Annotated in this window: 20 protein-coding genes and 1 tRNA gene; 15 read left to right on the top strand and 6 right to left on the bottom strand. The window is 55.2% G+C overall.

Features of this window, described 5'->3' with window-relative positions; translation table 11 throughout:
• Positions 1-410: 410 nt before the first annotated feature.
• The 5 genes from typA to GS646_RS08195 all read right to left on the bottom strand — a co-directional run bounded on the left by typA (position 411) and on the right by GS646_RS08195 (position 5,068).
• Entirely contained in the window at positions 411-2,228 is a 1,818-nt protein-coding gene (gene typA, locus GS646_RS08215; protein WP_171183165.1) for a translational GTPase TypA, read from the bottom strand.
• A 76-nt stretch (positions 2,229-2,304) separates the two neighbouring features.
• Positions 2,305-2,640 carry a multidrug efflux SMR transporter gene (locus GS646_RS08210; protein WP_171183167.1) on the bottom strand — a complete coding sequence of 112 codons (336 nt, stop codon included), beginning with the start codon at positions 2,638-2,640 and terminating at the stop codon, positions 2,305-2,307.
• 363 nt (positions 2,641-3,003) lie between these two features.
• Positions 3,004-4,173 (bottom strand): HD domain-containing protein, encoded by a 1,170-nt coding sequence (locus GS646_RS08205; protein WP_171183169.1) that lies wholly within the window; start codon positions 4,171-4,173, stop codon positions 3,004-3,006.
• On the bottom strand, positions 4,170-4,415 hold the full coding sequence (locus GS646_RS08200) for a hypothetical protein (RefSeq protein WP_171089973.1): 246 nt from the start codon (positions 4,413-4,415) through the stop codon (positions 4,170-4,172). Before GS646_RS08200 ends, GS646_RS08205 begins: the two co-directional genes overlap by 4 nt.
• On the bottom strand, positions 4,415-5,068 hold the full coding sequence (locus GS646_RS08195) for an alpha/beta hydrolase (protein ID WP_170324952.1): 654 nt from the start codon (positions 5,066-5,068) through the stop codon (positions 4,415-4,417). Before GS646_RS08195 ends, GS646_RS08200 begins: the two co-directional genes overlap by 1 nt.
• A 179-nt stretch (positions 5,069-5,247) precedes the next feature.
• On the opposite strand from GS646_RS08195, the gene GS646_RS08190 reads away from it, so the two are divergent.
• The 11 genes from GS646_RS08190 (at position 5,248) to GS646_RS08140 (ending at position 14,131) form a co-directional block, all read left to right on the top strand.
• Positions 5,248-5,706: an Rrf2 family transcriptional regulator gene (locus GS646_RS08190; protein ID WP_171089975.1), complete on the top strand. Its 459-nt coding sequence runs from the start codon at positions 5,248-5,250 to the stop codon at positions 5,704-5,706.
• 51 nt (positions 5,707-5,757) lie between these two features.
• Positions 5,758-6,801 carry a cysteine desulfurase family protein gene (locus GS646_RS08185; protein WP_171183171.1) on the top strand — a complete coding sequence of 348 codons (1,044 nt, stop codon included), beginning with the start codon at positions 5,758-5,760 and terminating at the stop codon, positions 6,799-6,801.
• An 18-nt stretch (positions 6,802-6,819) separates the two neighbouring features.
• Positions 6,820-8,340, top strand: a complete 1,521-nt coding sequence (gene sufB / locus GS646_RS08180) for a Fe-S cluster assembly protein SufB (protein WP_171089979.1) — start codon at positions 6,820-6,822, stop codon at positions 8,338-8,340.
• Positions 8,341-8,342: 2 nt separating this feature from the next.
• Complete coding sequence (locus GS646_RS08175) at positions 8,343-9,113, top strand: FkbM family methyltransferase (protein ID WP_171183174.1); 771 nt, start codon at positions 8,343-8,345, stop codon at positions 9,111-9,113.
• A gap of 47 nt (positions 9,114-9,160) precedes the next feature.
• Positions 9,161-9,916 (top strand): Fe-S cluster assembly ATPase SufC, encoded by a 756-nt coding sequence (sufC, locus tag GS646_RS08170; RefSeq protein ID WP_171089980.1) that lies wholly within the window; start codon positions 9,161-9,163, stop codon positions 9,914-9,916.
• Positions 9,916-11,196, top strand: a complete 1,281-nt coding sequence (sufD, locus tag GS646_RS08165; RefSeq protein ID WP_171183177.1) for a Fe-S cluster assembly protein SufD — start codon at positions 9,916-9,918, stop codon at positions 11,194-11,196. Before sufC ends, sufD begins: the two co-directional genes overlap by 1 nt.
• Positions 11,196-11,681: a YIP1 family protein gene (locus tag GS646_RS08160; RefSeq protein ID WP_171089983.1), complete on the top strand. Its 486-nt coding sequence runs from the start codon at positions 11,196-11,198 to the stop codon at positions 11,679-11,681. Before sufD ends, GS646_RS08160 begins: the two co-directional genes overlap by 1 nt.
• The gene (locus GS646_RS08155; protein WP_171183178.1) at positions 11,678-12,244 is read left to right on the top strand and encodes a YIP1 family protein; all 567 of its coding nucleotides are present in this window, start codon (positions 11,678-11,680) and stop codon (positions 12,242-12,244) included. The genes GS646_RS08160 and GS646_RS08155 overlap by 4 nt, the downstream gene beginning before the upstream one ends.
• 11 nt (positions 12,245-12,255) lie before the next feature.
• On the top strand, positions 12,256-13,476 hold the full coding sequence (locus GS646_RS08150; RefSeq protein WP_171646936.1) for a cysteine desulfurase: 1,221 nt from the start codon (positions 12,256-12,258) through the stop codon (positions 13,474-13,476).
• A gap of 77 nt (positions 13,477-13,553) precedes the next feature.
• Positions 13,554-13,630, top strand: a tRNA-Arg gene (locus GS646_RS08145).
• A 168-nt stretch (positions 13,631-13,798) separates the two neighbouring features.
• The gene (locus GS646_RS08140; protein WP_171183181.1) at positions 13,799-14,131 is read left to right on the top strand and encodes a hypothetical protein; all 333 of its coding nucleotides are present in this window, start codon (positions 13,799-13,801) and stop codon (positions 14,129-14,131) included.
• Between the two features lie 64 nt (positions 14,132-14,195).
• On the opposite strand, the gene GS646_RS08135 is transcribed toward GS646_RS08140, so the two are convergent.
• A complete protein-coding gene (locus tag GS646_RS08135) occupies positions 14,196-14,765 on the bottom strand; it encodes a DUF882 domain-containing protein (RefSeq protein ID WP_171646937.1) in 570 nt (189 codons plus the stop codon).
• Positions 14,766-15,120: 355 nt separating this feature from the next.
• On the opposite strand from GS646_RS08135, the gene GS646_RS08130 reads away from it, so the two are divergent.
• The 4 genes from GS646_RS08130 to GS646_RS08115 are packed head-to-tail and all read left to right on the top strand — an operon-like array spanning position 15,121 to position 19,362.
• Positions 15,121-16,728, top strand: coding sequence for a murein L,D-transpeptidase (locus tag GS646_RS08130; RefSeq protein ID WP_171183183.1), 1,608 nt, complete (start codon positions 15,121-15,123; stop codon positions 16,726-16,728).
• A 34-nt stretch (positions 16,729-16,762) separates the two neighbouring features.
• Complete coding sequence (gene lpxD / locus GS646_RS08125) at positions 16,763-17,854, top strand: UDP-3-O-(3-hydroxymyristoyl)glucosamine N-acyltransferase (RefSeq protein ID WP_171646938.1); 1,092 nt, start codon at positions 16,763-16,765, stop codon at positions 17,852-17,854.
• Between the two features lie 32 nt (positions 17,855-17,886).
• The gene (locus tag GS646_RS08120; protein WP_171089997.1) at positions 17,887-18,144 is read left to right on the top strand and encodes an acyl carrier protein; all 258 of its coding nucleotides are present in this window, start codon (positions 17,887-17,889) and stop codon (positions 18,142-18,144) included.
• Between the two features lie 9 nt (positions 18,145-18,153).
• Positions 18,154-19,362: a beta-ketoacyl synthase gene (locus GS646_RS08115; protein ID WP_171183187.1), complete on the top strand. Its 1,209-nt coding sequence runs from the start codon at positions 18,154-18,156 to the stop codon at positions 19,360-19,362.
• Positions 19,363-19,369: the final 7 nt, after the last annotated feature.

Raw genomic sequence — 19,369 nt, 5'->3', positions numbered from 1 at the left:
ACGGGCTGTTTTCACGGTACACGTTCCGCTTGCAAACGCATCGGTCACAGGCAAAACAAAAACTGCCGTTACGGCAAAAAAGACTGGTAACTTAAGGGAACGAAAAACCATCATTAACTCCTCGGAACTCGGCACCTTACACGTGCATCTCTATGCACCATTTAAACTTTTGTGTGAGTGAACGACGTCACACTTCGGGCATATTTACACCTTTAGATCGACTTAATCGCAAGATGTGGTCAGGGCGAAAGGGTAAAAATTAATGCAACCTAAGGAAGAAATTTCTATCTTTTCAAGAAAAAGCCGGGCGTTATGCCCGGCCTTTCGAAAATCGTTTTTTGATCAAGTGGAAGCAAAAATGCCACAGTTATGCCATTGTTTCCCTTTAAGTCAGCCACAAGTTCAGGTTGTCACGCCGATTTTGCCATCCGCTTGCGTTCATGTGGGTCCAGATAACGCTTGCGCAGACGAACTGCGTTGGGTGTCACTTCGACAAGTTCGTCGTCGTCGATATAGGCAATGGCCTCTTCCAACGAGAACTGAACGTGGGGTGTAAGACGGACCGCATCGTCTGAACCACTTGCACGCACGTTGGTCAGTTTCTTGCCTTTCAGCGGATTGACCTCCAGATCGTTGTCGCGTGAATGCTCTCCGATCACCATGCCCTGATAGACATCGGTCTGCGGACCGACAAACATGCGGCCGCGCTCTTCCAGGTTCCACAGCGCATAAGCAACGGCTTGTCCGTTCTCCATCGAGATCAGAACGCCCGCGCGACGGCCGGGGATTTGGCCTTTGTGAGGCGCCCAGTCGTGAAACACGCGGTTCAGAACACCCGTGCCGCGTGTATCGGTCAAAAACTCTCCATGATACCCGATCAAGCCGCGCGAAGGGACGTGGGCGATGATGCGGGTCTTGCCGGCGCCTGCTGGACGCATCTCGACCAACTCGCCTTTACGCGCGCCAGTGATCTTCTCGATCACTGCGCCAGAATATTCGTCATCCACGTCGATGGTGACTTCTTCCACGGGCTCCAACCGTTGACCGTTTTCCTCGCGGAACAGAACCTGCGGTCGGGAGATGCTGAGCTCGAAACCTTCGCGGCGCATGTTCTCGATCAGAACGCCCATCTGCAATTCGCCACGGCCAGCGACTTCGAAAGCTTCGCCGCCAGGGGTGTCGGTGATGCGGATCGCAACGTTCGATTCGGCTTCTTTCATCAGGCGATCTCGGATGACACGGGACTGAACCTTTTTGCCGTCGCGACCCGCCAGGGGAGAATCGTTGATGCCGAAAGTCACGGTGATGGTTGGCGGGTCGATGGGCTGCGCGGGCAGGGCCTCTTCAACCTGTGGCGAGACCAGGGAATCTGCCACAGTAGCCTTGCTCATTCCAGCGATGGTCACAATGTCCCCGGCTTCGGCGACATCGATGGGTTGTTGCGCCAGGCCACGGAACGCCAGGATTTTCGAGGCGCGGAAGTTCTCGATCAGCGTGCCATCACGGCTGAGCGCTTTCAGGCTATCGCCTGCTTTCAATGTGCCGCTTTCCACGCGACCCGTCAGAATACGACCGATAAACGGATCGCTGCCGAGCGTGGTGGCCAACATGCGGAAGGGCTCTTCCTTGTGGCCGGTCTGCTTGGGGGCAGGGACGTGATCGACGATCAGATCGAACAGGGCGCTTAGGTCCTTGCGAGGGCCGTCCAGCTCCATGTCCGCCCAACCAGAACGGCCTGAGGCGTACATAGCTGGGAAATCCAGCTGATCATCATCAGCCCCAAGGTTGGCGAACAGATCAAAACACTCGTCCAGCGCACGATCAGGTTCAGCATCGGGTTTGTCGACCTTGTTCAGAACCACGATTGGACGCAAGCCAAGTGCCAACGCTTTGGAGGTCACAAACTTGGTCTGCGGCATAGGACCTTCTGCGGCGTCGACCAGCAAGACAACACCGTCAACCATGCTGAGGATCCGCTCAACCTCGCCACCGAAATCGGCGTGGCCGGGGGTGTCGACGATGTTAATGCGGGTGTCTTTCCATTCGACCGAGGTGGCTTTGGCCAGAATGGTAATGCCGCGTTCACGTTCCAGATCATTGCTGTCCATGGCACGTTCCGCCACAGCCTGATTTTCCCGGAACGCACCGGATTGTTTGAGCAGCTCATCCACCAGGGTCGTTTTACCGTGGTCCACGTGAGCGATGATTGCGATATTGCGCAGGTCCATGAGAGGTCAGCCTTTGAACGGGAAGTTGCCGCGCGCATAACGCGGCGCGGCAAAATATACCAGCCCTAACCGTGGATCAGTGGCCTGCAGTCTTCGAAAACAGGTGAATGATCAGAATTCCAGCCAGAATCATGCTCAGCCCAAGCACCGCAGGCCAGTCCAGCTTTTGACCAAACACCAAGAACCCGATGATCGCGATCAGAAAGATTCCCAGCCCAGACCAAATTGCATAAACGATGCCCACAGGCATGGTTTTGAGGGTCAGCGCCAGAAGATAGAAGGCGACCCCGTACCCCAAAATAACAAGAACAGACGGCCAAAACCGGGTGAATTGCTGGCTGGCCTGCAATGCGGTTGTGCCGATGGTTTCCGCCATCACGGCGAGTAACAGAAACAGATAGGCTTGAGGCATTATGGTCTCTCGCAGAGCTATAGGGTTTGTGCGCCTTGAACACGGAACACGCGCGATAAGCAAGACAAGTCTCAAACTAAAATTTCCGTTAGGTCAGGTATACCTGACTATTCTCAGGTTAGAATAAGTGTAAGGTTTGGCTCATATTTTATGATTTGTTAAAGAGTATTGTTCGATGACGACATTCGCAAAGTCGGTCATTTTGGTTTCTGGTCTGATAGTGGCAGTTGGGTGGCTTGCTGACGGGGGGTCCGTCGAAAATGAGGCAGCCATTGTGGTTCAACAGTTCGATAGTAGTCGTGTGTTTTAAAGCCACTCGGAACTTGAAAGGGAAAAAGGAGCCTTTGGGCTCCTTTTTTTCTGTCACGCGTCCAGTAGCGTAGTTTCGCGGTTATCGAAAAATCCGACGAGCATGGGGTGCAGCCATTTCCAAAGATCTGGTGCCCCATTTCTGATCGCCGGTCCCACACGTGCTTCGAGTTGGGCAAAAGTTACGTTGTATTCGATCCATGAACCGCCACCGTTTTCCAGGTTGGCAATCGGTGTCTGAAACCGGTCGACTGATTTTGCAAATCGAGCGTCTGCACTCTCGCAAGCTTCAAACTCCCGCCACAAGTCCGCGAAAAATACCTGCTGCGCATCTGGCAAAAGACCAAACAACCTTTGAGCTGCCGCTTGTTCCTTTGCCTCCTGCTCGGCGTGGTTGACCTGACCGTGAATAGGGTGATCTCCGGCATCGATTTCGACGATATCGTGCAGAAGAAGCATCTGAAGCACCCGATCCACACGAATTTCGGAGTGCGCGTGTTCTGACAAAACCCAGGCGTAAAGCATGATATGCCAGGAATGCTCTGCCGAGTTCTCTAACCGATCCGAAGCCATTAGGCGCGAGGCGCGTATCACCGATTTCAACTGATCTGCTTCGGTCAGAAAGTCGAGCCGCCTTGTAAAGGCATTGTCCTGAGGCGCAGACCTGTTCAGCAGGTCGCTTGCGTGGCGGAAGGCCAGTGGAAAGACCTGCGACAGATAGGCCGCTCGGCCCCCATCCAGATTGGCACGGGCGATATCCACATGGTCTGGCCTGGGATCAGACGCGCACAGCACCTGAAACAGCGGCTGGCAGCGATCCAGAACTTTTGCAAACTGCGCATCTGGTGTCTGGTCTGCTTCGAACTCTTGCCACAAGGACAAAAAGAACTGCGCCTGATCTTCCGGTAGCAGACCAAACAGATGTGACGCTGCATTTTGTTCTGCGTTCGCCAGCTCATCCCAGTCGGTTTCCAAATGGATTGGATGGTCGCCTACGACGATCTCAACCAAATCATGCAACAGCAACATTCGGATAACCCGATCAATCGACACATCTGGCCCGGCCAGAGGGGCCATCACCATGGCCCACAATGCCAGATGCCAGCTGTGTTCGGCAGAGTTTTCGGGTCGGGACTGGTCGAGCAGGACGTTTGCGCGCTCGACCGTCTTCAACATGTCGGCCCGTTTCAGAAACTCGATCTGGGCCGACAAACGATCATTCATTGCTTTTCTATCGCTTTTTGTTTGGAGCGGTGTGCAGCCAGACGTCTGATGACAAACTGTCTGGCCTTACGCTCGGCCAGGCGCACGCGGATTTCGGTCAGAAATGCCTCTTCCAAAGACTGCGAGGCCGCCCCCAGCACTTCGCCGACTTCGACAAAGAAACGGTCTTCCCCGGTTTCGTCCATAACCTTCATCGTATCTTCGGCCAGTTTGGCCGCAAGAGTTGTGATGGTGTCGGACATCAGCGGGTGTTCTCAGTCAGGCGGCGTTTCACATAGTCGCTGACATCGGTAATCAACGTGTCCATGTGGCGATCCTGGAAGAAGTGATCTGCGCCTTCAACCTCGTTATGAGTGATCGTGATGCCCTTTTGCTCATGTAGTTTATTCACCAGTGACGTGGTGTCTGCCGGAGGAGCCACACGGTCGGCGGATCCGTTGATGATCAGGCCGGATGAGGGGCAGGGCGCCAGGAATGAAAAGTCGTACATATTGGCCGGTGGCGACACGCTGATGAACCCGGTGATTTCAGGCCGGCGCATCAGCAACTGCATTCCGATCCATGCCCCAAATGAAAACCCTGCAACCCAGCAGTGTTTCGAATTGTTGTTCATGGATTGCAGATAATCCAGTGCCGAAGCCGCATCGCTCAGCTCACCTACACCCTGATCATACTCGCCCTGACTGCGGCCAACGCCGCGGAAGTTAAAGCGCAACACGGTGAAGCCCATGTTGTAGAAGGCATAGTGCAGGTTATAGACCACCTTGTTGTTCATGGTCCCGCCAAATTGAGGATGCGGGTGAAGCACGATTGCGATCGGTGCGTCTTTTTCCTTTTGCGGGTGGTAGCGGCCTTCCAGGCGGCCTTCGGGTCCGGGAAAAATCACCTCGGGCATGTGTGCTTTGGTCCTGTCTTTTTCGTGCGGGTGCCCGGATATACTTGACGATAATCGTCGGACACCTTAGAACGGTTCTAATTACATTTCACTGCGCGTCAGCGCTGTCAGTCGGAGATACGCACTGGCAGCGTCGCCGTCAATGATTTCGCGCAATTCCTGCAAAGAGGGGGCAAAAGATGAAGCTGTCGACCAAAGGGCGATACGCGATGGTTGCCTTGGCGGATATTGCGCTGCAACCAAGCGACCGGCTTGTGACGCTTGGAGAAATCTCAGAACGCCAAGATGTGTCGCTACCGTATCTGGAGCAGCTTTTTGTAAAGCTGCGCCGGGCCGAGCTGGTTTCATCGGTGCGCGGACCGGGTGGCGGATATCGCCTTGCGCGCCCGGCGTCTGAAATTCGCGTGGTCGAAATTCTGGCCGCCGTGGATGAGACTGTTGATGCCTTGCAAAAAGGGGCCGGAGCTTCGGGTGCGTCTTCCGGCAGCCGCGCGCAATCGCTGACCAACCGTCTTTGGGAAAGTCTAAGTGCGCATGTCTATGTGTTTTTGCATCAGACGCGCCTGTCTGACGTAATTAAAAACGACTTGGCCCCATGCCCCGCAGTGCCGAGCTTGTTCTCGGTGGTGGACGAGTAATCCAAAGAGGCGACACAGGCATATGAAATTTGTTGGCAAAAAGATGCATCCATGAATCGTGTTTATCTGGATCATAACGCAACCACACCTCTGCGCCCTGAGGCACGAGAGGCGATGATTGCCGCGATGGAAGTCTGCGGAAATCCGTCTTCTGTCCATGCCGAGGGCCGTGCCGCAAAGGCACTTGTCGAACGAGCACGGGCACAGGTTGCAGCCGCCTTTGGTGCGGATGGCGCGGACATCGTTTTCACCTCTGGCTCCACCGAAGGCGCATCTCTTACTTTGGCTGGGCGTCACCTGCATGGTGCCGCAGTCGAACATGATGCCGTAAGGGCTTGGATCAAAGAAGACCTCTGCGTTTCTGAAGCTGGCGAGGTATTGGTAACAGAACCCGAAGCCTCGACCCTTCAACTGGCAAATTCCGAGACCGGAATCGTTCAGTCCTTGCCGCCCGGATTGGCCGTGACAGATGCCACACAGGCCTTTGGGAAGCTTCCGATTGCGTTCAACTGGATGTATGCCCAGATGGCCCTGGTGTCGGCGCATAAACTGGGCGGCCCCAAGGGTGTTGGCGCGGTTGTTATGAAACGCGGAACTGATCTGCCAGCTCAGATCAAGGGCGGTGGTCAGGAAATGGGTCGTCGATCTGGAACGGAAAATGTCATTGGAATCGTGGGTTTCGGTGCCGCAGCTGAGGCGGCAGCACGGGACCTGGCCAGTGGTGTTTGGGAGCAGGTTGAAGAATTTAGAAATATTCTAGAAAACGCTCTTGAGGCTGCTGTAAAATCACCTATTTTTGTCGGGAAAGGGCGGCAACGCCTGCCCAACACCCTGTGTTTTGCCGCCCCCGGTTGGAAAGGTGAGACCCAGGTCATGCAGATGGATCTGTCGGGTTTTGCGGTCAGTGCGGGCTCTGCCTGTTCCAGCGGCAAGGTTCGTGCCAGCGCGGTGCTCACCGCAATGGGATACGACGAGGTGACAGCCAGCAGCGCAATTCGCGTTTCGCTGGGCCCTCGGACAACGAAAGAAGATGTGCTGCGTTTCGCCGAAACGTGGCTTGAGAAAGAGAAAAAGCATCGCGCGCGGGCTGCGTGATCTGACGGAGGGTAAGTTATGGCCGCTTTGGACCAGACCCAGGTGAAAGAGGGTGTCGATCAGGAAACCGTGGATGCGGTACGCGAGGTCGGCACCTATAAGTACGGCTGGGACACGGACATTGAGATGGAGTACGCGCCAAAAGGCGTGAACCCGGATATCGTCCGTCTGATCTCGGATAAGAATGATGAGCCGGAATGGATGACCGAATGGCGTCTGGCCGCATTTGAACGCTGGACCAAGATGGAAGAGCCCAAATGGGCGATGGTCAACTACCCTGAAATCGATTTCCAGGACCAGTATTACTATGCGCGTCCGAAATCGATGGAAGAAAAGCCAAAGTCGCTGGATGAGGTCGATCCCAAGCTGCTTGCTACCTACGAGAAGCTGGGTATCCCACTGAAAGAACAGATGATTCTGGCTGGAGTAGAGGGCGCTGAAGATGCACCAGCCGAAGGCCGTAAAGTTGCTGTGGACGCTGTGTTCGACTCGGTTTCCGTGGGTACAACCTTTCAAGCCGAGTTGAAAAAGGCTGGCGTGATCTTCTGTTCGATTTCAGAAGCGATCAAAGAACACCCTGAACTGGTCAAGAAATACCTTGGCACTGTTGTTCCTGTTTCGGACAACTTCTATGCGACGCTGAACTCAGCCGTCTTCTCGGACGGGTCGTTTGTGTACATCCCGCCGGGTGTTCGTTGCCCAATGGAGCTGAGCACCTATTTCCGCATCAACGCCGAAAACACCGGCCAGTTCGAACGCACGCTGATCATCGCCGACAAGGGCTCGTACGTCTCTTATCTGGAAGGCTGCACCGCACCTCAGCGTGATACGGCCCAGCTGCACGCGGCTGTTGTCGAGATCATCGTCGAAGAAGACGCCGAGGTGAAGTATTCGACCGTTCAGAACTGGTTCCCTGGGGATGAGAACGGCAAGGGCGGCATCTATAACTTTGTGACCAAACGCGCCGATTGCCGAGGTGATCGGTCCAAAGTGATGTGGACGCAGGTAGAAACCGGCTCGGCCGTAACCTGGAAGTACCCGTCCTGCATCCTGCGCGGCAACGAAAGTCAGGGCGAGTTCTACTCGATTGCGATTGCCAACAACTATCAGCAGGCCGATACCGGCACCAAGATGGTTCATCTGGGCAAAAACACCAAATCCCGCATCGTGTCCAAAGGCATCAGCGCAGGTAAGGCGCAGAACACTTATCGTGGTCTGGTTTCGATGCATCCGAAAGCCAAAGACAGCCGGAACTATACGCAGTGTGACTCTCTGTTGATCGGAGACAAATGCGGGGCACATACGGTTCCGTATATCGAGGTCAAGAACAATTCGTCCCGTGTTGAGCACGAGGCGACGACATCTAAAGTGGATGACGATCAACTGTTCTACTGCCGTCAGCGCGGCATGGACGAGGAAGAGGCCGTGGCGCTGGTTGTGAACGGGTTCTGCAAGGACGTACTGCAAGCGCTGCCGATGGAATTTGCCATGGAAGCGCAACAACTGGTGGCAATCTCGCTTGAGGGGAGCGTCGGCTAACTATGCGCCCGCGTTCCAAGATCAAACGGTTTGTTGACCGCACGGTTGCCAAAGTATTTGTCAGCCTATGTGGCCCTTTCGTGCGGTATTGCGATGCCGGCGGTCAATTTCTGCTGTTTGAAGTGTCCAATCCACGTGACGTGATCCAAGGACGCCATTTTTGGGGTGACGTGTACGAGCTGGGCCTGCTCCAAGACATATCGCGTTACCTGCCGAAAAACGCGCAAATCGCTGATATTGGAGCAAATATCGGTAACCATGCGGTGTATTGGGGGCGCGTTTGCGCAACCAAGATCGTCCGCGTAATCGAAGTTAACCCAGACGCTATCGCCATCTTGAAACGCAACATCAAGCTTAACAGCCTGGAAGACGTTGTTGACAGCTCGAGACTGGGTGTAGGAGCAGGGCGCGAGGCTGCTTCTGGCTTTGATCTCAAGCCAGAGGCGGGCAATCTAGGCGGCACGCAATTGACACCGGGATCTGGAAATCTGCGGGTAGAGGCCGGGGATACGCTGTTGGAAGGTATGTCACCGGATCTGATCAAGATCGACGTTGAGGGTATGGAACTGGACGTGTTGGCCGGGTTGTCCCGCACGGTGGCCGCAACGCGCCCCATCATATTTGTCGAGGTCGATCACAAAAACCGCGCGTTCTTTCAGAAATGGATGTCAGAGCAAAACTACGAAACTCTTCGGAGCTTTGGGCAAGACCGCGACAATGAAAACTTCCTGATCGTTCCGGCCGAAAAAGCCGAAACGTTCAAATCGAATTGACACCCGCGCAAGATGACGCGCGAATAGAGATAAGAGCCGAGGAAAAAATGCTGGAAATCAAGAACCTGCACGTTCAGCTTGAAGAAGAAGACAAGCAAATTCTCAAAGGTGTGGACCTGACGGTTGAAGCCGGCAAGGTACATGCGATTATGGGTCCTAACGGGTCGGGAAAATCGACGCTCAGCTATGTTTTGTCTGGTCGTGATGGATATGAAGTCACCGAAGGTTCGGCCACCCTGGACGGCGAAGACCTGTTGGAAATGGAACCGGAAGAGCGTGCCGCAGCAGGTGTATTCCTGGCGTTCCAGTATCCCGTTGAGATCCCCGGCGTTGGCAACATGACTTTCCTGCGGACCGCTGTGAATGCGCAACGCAAGGCACGCGGAGAAGAAGAACTGTCGGCAGCCGACTTCCTGAAAGAAGTACGCGCAAAGGCGAAAACCCTGAAGATCGACGCTGATATGCTGAAGCGCCCGGTCAATGTGGGCTTCTCGGGCGGTGAGAAAAAGCGCAACGAGATCCTGCAGATGGCTATGCTGGAACCCAAGATGTGCATCATGGACGAGACCGACTCGGGCCTTGACGTGGATGCGATGAAACTGGTGGCCGAAGGTGTGAACGCCTTGCGCGATGAAGGCCGTGGTTTCCTGGTGATCACGCACTACCAGCGCTTGCTGGATCACATCAAACCGGATGTCGTGCACATCATGGCCGATGGCCGCATCGTCAAAACCGGTGGCCCGGATCTGGCGCTTGAGGTTGAAAACAACGGTTATGCCGACATTCTTGCCGAGGTGAACTGATGGCCTTGCCCGAAGTCAAACAATCCGCAACCGAGGCGCGGCTGTCTGCGCTGACGATGCCCGACGCTGGCTGCACCCGTGCCGCGCGTGAAGACGCTTTGGCACGTGTTCTGGAAATCGGTCTTCCGGGGCGGCGCGATGAATACTGGAAATACACTCAGCCCGACACACTTGTCGCGCCCGACGCGATCCCCGCTGCAGTGTTTGCCGATGATGAGCCTCTGGTGTTCAGTGAATTTGATCGGCTCAACATCGTCTTCGTGGATGGTGTGTTCAGTGCCGAAGAGTCGGACGATCTGTCGATGGAAGGCGTAAGCATCGATCGCCTCGAAGACATTTGCTGCAAAGACATCCATTGGGCCAAAGATCTGTATGGCGTTTTGGAAGCCCGCGGCCAATCTCCGGTTCAGCGTCCGTTGGCTGCTTTGAACACAGCTTTTGCGTCGGATGGTGTTGCCATCCATGTGACAGGCAAACCGTCTAAACCGATCAACCTGATCTATCGCCATGCGTCGCCGACGTCAGACGCGATCCTGCATCACGTGGTTCGTGTGGAAAGCGGGGCCGAGGCCACCATTCTGGAAACCGGTCCAGCAGCTTCGCGCTTTAACAAGTGCATGGAGATCGACATTGCGGACAACGGTACGTTGCACCACGTCCGTGCGCAGGGCAGGGACCATGAACGTCGCGCCGCGACCCATATGTTCACCCGTCTTGGAACGGAATCGGTCTATAAGTCATTCACGCTGACCGTAAACGGCGTCCTGACCCGCAACGAACAAGTCGTTGAACTGACAGGTGATGACGCTGTGGCCCATGTGGCCGGTGCCTGCGTTGGAGATGGCGATTTTCATCACGACGACACGGTCTTCATCACCCATGACGCAGTGAATTGCGAAAGCCGTCAGGTGTTCAAGAAGGTTCTGCGCAACGGAGCAACTGGTGTGTTTCAAGGAAAAATCCTTGTAAAGGAAGGGGCCCAGAAAACTGACGGCTACCAGATCAGCCAATCGCTGCTTCTGGATGACGACAGCCAGTTCCTTGCCAAGCCCGAGCTTGAGATTTACGCCGACGATGTGGCGTGTTCGCATGGCTCGACTTCGGGCGCGATTGACGAAACCGCACTGTTCTATCTGCGCTCGCGCGGGGTTCCGACCAAGGACGCGACCAATATGCTGACACTTGCATTCCTGGCCGAAGCGGTGGACGAAATCGAAGACAGCGCGTTGGCCGAAGCGATTGTCAGCCGTCTGGAGGGGTGGCTCGCCCGCCGCAGCTGATGGCTCTTTCGTCAGACATTTTGGCAACTTACCGGGGGCCGGGGCGTGTTGTGCGCCGGCTTCTGGATTTGGGGCCACGCGAAGACCGGGCATTGGTGTTTGTGATGGGCTTTTGCATCGTCGCGTTTATTGCGCAGATGCCCGGCCTCGCGCGCCAGGCGCATCTGGAAGGTGTTGAGCTGAACATGCTGCTGGGCGGTGCGCTGCTGGGCACCGTGTTCATTTTGCCGTTGTTCTTCTACACTCTGGCTTTGGTCTCGCACTGGGCCGCGCGATTGGTTGGCGGCAAGGGCTCGGCCTATGGGGCAAGGCTGGCCTTGTTCTGGGCGCTGCTTTCGTCCGCTCCGCTGGTTTTGCTGAATGGTCTGGTGGCTGGGTTCATCGGACCCGGACCTGCTTTGTCAATTGTGGGCATCCTCTGGGTTGCTGTTTTTGTGTGGTTCTGGTTATCCGGTCTCAGACAAGTGCAAAGGTCGGCTGAATGACTATTCCACAATTGGGCCCACTGGTGGTTCTGACGCTCAAGAAACCTGCCGAAGCAGCCCGTCAGATATTAGCATTGAATCTGGGGCGGGAAGCGGTCTGGCTGAGCTTTTTTCTGGTGGTGGTTTTTAACTGCCTGATCCAACTCAGCACGGACCTGATCTTTATGGCGCCCGAAGCCCCAGTGAACGCCGAGGCCGAAAGCATCCCGTTCATTCTAATCCGATCCGCTGGTGCGATGCTTCTGAGCGTTGTCGCCTTTCTTTTGGTCGGACGGGTTCTTGGCGGCAGTGCAACGCTTTCCGGCTTGTTGATCCTGATGATCTGGCTGAGTTTTTTGCAAAGCGGCGCGTTGCTGGCCATGGTTCTTGCCAGCGTGGCTTTGCCTGCTCTAACGCTTCTCTTGCTGCTGGCGACCTTGGGATGGAGCCTTTACATAACGCTGCATTTTCTGAATGAGGCGCATCAATTCGGCTCGCTTGGCAAGGCATTTGCCGTAATTCTTTTGGCCGCTATTGTCGCCCTTCCCATTGTTCTGATGTTCAATCCAACTGGACCCGTCTAGGAAACACGCCTATGTACGATGTACAGAAAATCCGCTCTGACTTTCCGATCCTGTCGCGTCGGGTCAATGGCAAGCCTTTGACCTATCTGGACAATGGCGCCTCGGCTCAAAAACCGCAGGTCGTTATTGACGCTGTGACGCGTGCTTATGCCGAGGAATATTCGAACGTCCATCGCGGCTTGCATTACCTGTCCAACCTTGCAACCGAGAAGTACGAATCCGTGCGCGGCACCGTTGCCCGCTTTCTTGGTGCTTCGAATGAGGACGAAATCGTCCTGAACTCGGGCACGACCGAAGGGATCAACCTTGTTGCTTACGGCTGGGCAATGCCGCGACTTGAAGCCGGGGACGAGATCGTTCTGAGCGTCATGGAGCATCACGCCAATATCGTACCCTGGCATTTTCTGCGCGAACGGCAGGGCGTTGTTCTTAAATGGGTGGATGTGGACTCTGACGGCGGGCTGGACCCTCAGGCCGTGATTGATGCGATTGGCCCAAAGACCAAGCTGGTTGCCGTAACCCAGTGTTCGAATGTGCTGGGTACGGTCGTAGATGTCAAAGCCATCACCGAAGGTGCCCATGCCAAAGGTGTTCCGGTTCTGGTGGACGGCAGCCAGGGCGCGGTCCATATGCCGGTGAATGTGGAAGAGATCGGCTGTGATTTTTACGCGATCACCGGTCACAAGCTGTATGGCCCGTCCGGGTCAGGCGCGATTTACATCAAATCCGAACGTATGGCCGAAATGCGCCCCTTTATCGGCGGCGGTGACATGATCAAAGAGGTCAGCAAGGAACAGGTCATCTACAACGACCCGCCAATGAAGTTCGAGGCCGGTACACCCGGTATCGTTCAGACGATCGGATTGGGTGTGGCACTGGATTATTTGATGGATCTGGGTATGGCGAACATCGCGGCCCATGAATCAAGCCTGCGCGACTATGCCAAGCAACGCTTGAACGGTCTCAACTGGTTGCAGGTTCAGGGCACACGTCCCGACAAGGCGGCCATTTTCAGTTTTACACTGGACGGAGCAGGCCATGCGCATGATGTGTCTACCATCTTGGACAAAAAAGGCGTGGCTGTTCGCGCAGGCCATCACTGTGCCGGGCCGCTGATGGACCATCTTGGCGTGACAGCAACATGCCGCGCCAGCTTTGGTCTTTATAACACCACGGAAGAGGTCGACATTCTGATCGATGCCCTTGAATTGGCACATGATCTTTTCGCCTGACTTTGATCTGAAACTGGGTGCGACAAGCACGATTTCCAGTTGCACCCAAACCGGATCAAGGTTAGCTAACGACCAAGGCACCTGTAGCTCAGCTGGATAGAGCGCTGCCCTCCGAAGGCAGAGGCCAGAGGTTCGAATCCTCTCAGGTGCGCCATTTTCTTACATGTTCTGAACCATTTTCATGGAACCAAATTTCGGTTTCGCCAGGTTTTAAGAACGACCACAGGCGCTCTCATTTAAGCGTAAATTTTTCTAGCGGCACGTTTTGCGATACACTTTCCCGATGGGGTTGGTTCGCGTCACCTTTGATGGAGGAAAGAACGTGCAAGTCATCTCTTCAAAAAAAATGTTTATCGTTGTGGTCGTAATAGTTGCGGTTTTGGGCTGTACTGTTATTTCGGGCTATTCACTCCCCAGCGTTGCAAGCTGGGTTATAGTCGGTGTCGTGCTAGCATTCATCCTTGGCAAGCTGACCGACGACGATTCAGACAGCGACGATGAAGCCGAGAGCAGCAATGTGTCTGCGTCTAATGTTGAATCGGATGTCGACAAAGAAAAGACGCGTGAGACTGGCAGCTCGACTGCCGAAGCTCCATCAACCAGCGACTCCGGAGGTGGTGACGCAGGCGGTGGAGGAGGAGATGCAGGGATATAGCAGGTGAAACCAGTATTCCTGCTACAAGCGTTTCAGATATGCGAGACCCGTTTTGGTTTGCGTTTTAACCGCGCCAAGAACGGACAACTCCGCAATCCATGTGAACGAAGTTCGATCCATAATACTGGCCGACGCCACCTGCACGGCACGACATCGCGGCTTTGGCCATCTGCGAGACTGAGCGAGACGCCAGACGCAGGTCAGCAGCCTGACCTTCCATATGAAGCGACTTGCGCGCAACGCGACGCGACCTTGAACGCAACATCGCGTTGGTCTGAGGAGAACGATAACCGGACAGCAACATATACGGTTCATTCACATCCAGAAGGTTGTGTGATGCCGCCATGATATCAATCGTGCGCAAATCAATGGATTTAACCTGATCCGTGCGCCAATCGCGCATGAAATGGTTCACTTCTTTGACAGCGTCTTTGATATACTTACCATCGACCCAATAAATCATATCCAACCGTTCGCCCGTGCGACCGGAATACATACGAATGCGACGAATATCGCCGCCACCGCGCAAAAAGCCTGCTGCATTGGAATATGTGGGGGCTGCCGCAACTGCGGTAGCTGCAAATGCACCCAATAGGGCACGCCGGGTCATGCCCGAGGAACTGCTCTTGGTCATTTTTGGTTCGTCCCGTACTGTTCCTGCCTGCGCACGATGTTACGCGCGCGGTATTAATTTTTTCCCATCCCAGATGCGGTTTTTATGACACAATCGGAATCAGCGGCCAAGAAGTGTTTCGGATTCACCTTTTCAAGGGGGAAATTTCGGCAGTTTTTTGCGCAAATGACACAGTGTCACTTAGAATTTGTGCAGCTGTGAGGTTTTTGCCAACCGGCCGATGCAAACACGCATCAGACATCATCAGAAGCGATTTGGTAAGGGATTTGTGAATAGACAAGTAATCGATGGCAAATCCATAGTTGCCTGACGCACATATCCCAAGTTCAATCTTTTGAATATTCAAGGCCCCGTAATGCTTTCTGTTTTCCGCACCAGTACCAGTATCCTTGTCACCGCTTGTTTTGCAGCAACCGCTGGTTTTGCGAACACAGCGTCTGCGCCCGAACCGAAAACAGCGTTTCAAATGGCGATTGCGGAACACACGCCGCAGGCATCGACAATTGCCGAGTTTTACCGGACGAACGGGTTCGCTCCAATTTGGGTAGGTGAAACCCCTGAGCATATGCAACGCAGGACCGCGTTGATTGAAGCATTGTCCAACGCACATCTTCACGGTTTGCCCCATGCAGATGCTGCCGTCTCGGCATTGATTGATCAGATGGAACAGGCCCGGTCTGTTCGTGACCTTGGCGCGGTCGAGGCCGAACTCAGCCGGGTGTATGTAGAATACGCTGATGCGCTGTATTCCGGCACACTTGAACCTGGGCGTGTAGACGACGGACTGGTTCGGGGAGTGGAGCACCGAAGTGCAGCCGAGCATTTGTCAGGGTTGGCGGAGCAAGGCGCGCAATATCTGGAACAACTGTCGCCGCAAACCCCACAGTACCGCGCGCTGATGAAACAAAAGCTGCTGTTGCAAGCTTTGGTGGATCAAGGTGGTTGGGGGGCGACGGTACCGGTCGCGAAACTAGAGTATGGTGACACCGGGCCGAATGTCGTCAAACTGCGCAATCGTCTTGTGGCAATGGGGTACATGAGACCGTCGGCCAGCCCGTCTTTTGACGATGCGCTGCTGGCTGGCGTTCAGGCTTTTCAAACGGCGCATGGGCTGGAACCTGACGGTGTCGCTGGCCAAGGCACAATTACCGAGTTGAACCGTCCGGCCTCGGACCGCCTAAAGGCAGTCTATGTCGCGCTGGAAAGGGAGCGCTGGCTGCCGCGAGAGCGTGGTGCGCGTCATATTCTGGTGAATCAGGCTGATTTCTCGGCCAAGATCGTCGATGACGGGCAGGTTACGTTTGAAACCCGCGCGGTGATTGGCAAGAACACACATGATCGCCGCAGCCCCGAGTTTTCGGATGTGATGGAGCATATGGTGATCAACCCCAGCTGGTATGTGCCGCGCTCGATCATCACCAAGGAATACCTGCCTAAACTGCAGTCCAATCCTAACGCCGTGGGGCATATTCAAATCACTGACCGCAGCGGGCGGCAGGTTAATCGTGGGGCTGTGGATTTCACTCAGTTCACGGCGCGAAACTTCCCGTTTGCGATGCGCCAGCCCCCCAGCAAAAGCAATGCGCTGGGTTTGGTGAAGTTCATGTTCCCCAACAAGTACAACATCTATCTGCATGATACACCACAGAAAAGCCTGTTCGCACGTGAGGTGCGGGCGTTCTCGCACGGGTGTATACGTTTGGCGCAACCTTTCGAATTCGCCTATGCGCTGCTGGCAAAACAAGAGGAAGACCCCAAGGCGTTCTTTCACCGTGTTCTCAAGACCGGCAAGGAAACCAAAGTTGAACTGGACCAGCATGTGCCAGTGCATCTGATCTATCGCACCGCCTATATCGGGCCGAAGGGCGAGGTGCAGTATCGCCGCGACGTCTATAACCGCGATGCCAAGATTTGGGACGCACTTCAAAAGGCAGGGGTAGCCCTGTCGGACGTTCAGGGGTAAGCACGGGGCAAATCCTGCCAAAAGGAAACCCGTCATGCAGTTTACCGTTCAACAAATCGCCGACGCTCTGAGCGCAGAATGCCAGGGCGATACAGGCCTGACGATTGTGCGGGCTGCCGAACCCAGTGATGCTGGTCCGACAGATCTGGCGATGGCGATGTCTCCGAAATATGCTGACGCGCTTTCAGTTGGAGAGGCGCGCGCTGCAGTTTTGTGGGAGGGCGCGGATTGGCAGGCTATGGGGCTGCGTGCGGCGATCTTTGTCAAACGTCCTCGTATGGCCATGGCGGGCATCACTGCCATGCTGGATCGTGGACAAGGGGTAGAGCCGGGAATTCACCCGTCGGCCGTGATTGATCCGACGGCAGAGATTGCTGCAGACGTCTCTATCGGGCCTCTTACAGTTGTCGGTGCCCGCGCCCGGATCGGGGCGGGATCTGTGATTGGCGCGCATTGCACGATCGGCATCGATGCCACGCTGGGAGAGCGTGCGTTGCTGCGCGAGATGGTCAGTATCGGTGCCCGCGCGCAAATCGGAGACCGCTTTGTCGCGCAACCAGGCGCCCGGATCGGAGGCGATGGCTTTAGCTTTGTCACCCCCGAAGTCTCTGGCGCTGAGAACGCCCGCAAGACTATGGGTGATCAAGGTGACGCCAAAGCACAAAGCTGGCTTCGCATCCACTCTTTGGGAGCGGTCGAGATAGGCGATGACGTCGAGATTGGATCCAACTGCACCGTCGACAACGGCACGATCCGCAATACCCGGATCGGAGACGGCTCGAAACTGGATAATCTGGTACATGTGGGGCACAACACGCGTGTGGGACGCGATTGCCTTTTGTGTGGTCAGACCGGCGTGTCGGGATCTGTCGAGATCGGCAGTAACGTTGTTCTGGGTGGTCAGACTGGCGTTGTTGATAACATCTTTATTGGTGACGGTGTGATTGCCGGTGGAGGCACAAAAATTCTGTCCAACGTTCCGGCAGGCCGCGTCATAATGGGTTATCCGGGCATCAAAATGGATACTCATACGGACATCTACAAAGCCCAACGCCGTTTACCGCGCATGGCCCGCGACGTTGAGGCACTTAAAAAGGCTGTTTTCAAACAGTCGCCGAGCGATTAAATCATCCTCAGAACGAAAGTCAGGGGACCGACATGAGCATCAGCGACCGCGTCATCGCAATCATTGCAGAGCAGGCCGTGCTGGAGCCATCGGATGTGACGCCCGAAAGCACGCTTGAGGACTTGGGTATCGACAGCCTGGGTCTGGTAGAAAGCATCTTTGCAATCGAAGAAGAGTTCGACATTTCGGTTCCGTTCAATGCCAACGAACCTGAAGCCAATGATTTCGATATCTCCAATGTGGCCGCCATCATTGCCGGGATCGAACAGCTTGTGTCGGAAAAGGTCTGACCTGCTCTCATGAAACGTGTTGTTATTACCGGCGCAGGTACGATCAACTCACTGGGCCATTCGGTTCCTGACACTTTGGAGGCCATGCGCGAAGGTCGTTGTGGCATCTCGGAACTGGAATTTCGCGATGTCGATCGTCTGGCCATCAAGATCGGCGGTCAGGTCCGGGGGTTCGAAGCGGAAGGGCGGTTTAATCGTCAACAGATGTCCTTGTACGACCGGTTCACTCAGTTCACCCTGACGGCTGCCAAAGAGGCTATTGAACAGTCAGGCATCGAGTTTCACGGTGAATTGGCGGCCAGATCAGGCGTCGTGCTTGGAACCGCAGGTGGCGGTGTTTCGACCTGGGATGACAATTATCGTTCGGTCTACGAGGATGGTAAGAACCGTGTGCACCCGTTTGTTGTTCCCAAACTGATGAACAATGCCGCGGCGAGCCACGTGTCGATGGAGCATAACCTCAAAGGGCCCAGCTTTACCGTCTCGACCGCTTGTGCCTCTTCCAATCACGCCATGGCACAAGCCTTTCAGATGGTGCGCAGCGGGGCGGCTCCGGCGATGATCACAGGCGGGTCAGAATCCATGTTGTGTTTCGGCGGGATCAAAGCGTGGGAAGGCTTGCGCGTGATGTCCAAGGACGCGTGCCGCCCGTTCAGCGCCAACCGCAACGGAATGGTTCAGGGCGAAGGGGCTGGCATATTTGTGTTCGAAGAATACGAACATGCGCGCGCACGCGGGGCTGAAGTTCTGTGTGAAGTTGTCGGCTTTGCGATGTCTTCGGATGCGGCCGACATTGTGATGCCCAGTAAACAGGGGGCCGCGCGGGCCATGGCGGGCGCTCTGTCTGATGCCAGGCTGAACGCCAGCGATGTCTGTTATATCAACGCCCACGGCACAGGCACGGCAGCCAATGACAAAACCGAGTGCGCAGCCGTTGCAGGTGTATTTGGACCGCATGCAGATGATCTGATGATATCGTCTACAAAATCCATGCACGGCCACCTGATCGGTGGGACCGGAGCTGTGGAATTGCTGGCTTGTATCATGGCCCTGCGGGACGGGGTGATTGCACCAACCATCGGATATGAAGAGCCGGACCCGGAATGTGCGCTGGATGTGGTGCCGAATGTCGCCCGTGAAGCGAAAGTTGACGTGGCCCTGAGCAATGCGTTTGCCTTTGGCGGGCTGAATGCTGTCTTGGCGCTGAAGCGAGTTTAAGAAAAAA

The organism is Ruegeria sp. HKCCD4315 (assembly GCF_013112245.1).
In the GTDB taxonomy this organism is placed as follows: domain Bacteria; phylum Pseudomonadota; class Alphaproteobacteria; order Rhodobacterales; family Rhodobacteraceae; genus Ruegeria.
This window is presented reverse-complemented; position numbering and strand designations above follow the sequence as displayed.